The 252-nt window shown below is 59.9% G+C and carries 1 protein-coding gene; it reads right to left on the reverse strand.

The annotated features are described in order from the left end of the window. On the reverse strand, positions 1 to 252 hold a 252-nt coding region (locus tag ACLFKU_RS44870; protein ID WP_410853534.1), incomplete at both ends, for an IS66 family transposase.

A 252-nucleotide genomic window follows, 5' to 3' on the forward strand; every position in this document is an offset into this window, starting at 1 on the left:
GCTCATCGGGTGGTTTGCCGCGAATGTCGGCTTCGATGCTGTAGAGCTCTCCGATCATCTCGAGCAGTTTCTGGGTATCCGGAGTCGGCGTGCGCTCGTGAACGTCGTACACGTACCTCCTCGCGTGATCCCAGCATGCCGCTTCGAAGACGTCGCCGCTTGCGTACAGCTGATCGAAGCCGGCGTAGGCATCGGCCTGCAGGATTCCCTTGAAGTTGGCGAGATGCGTTTGCGGATGAACACCCTTGCGGT

The organism is Paraburkholderia sp. EG304, from assembly GCF_046543485.1.
Taxonomy (GTDB): domain Bacteria; phylum Pseudomonadota; class Gammaproteobacteria; order Burkholderiales; family Burkholderiaceae; genus Paraburkholderia; species Paraburkholderia youngii.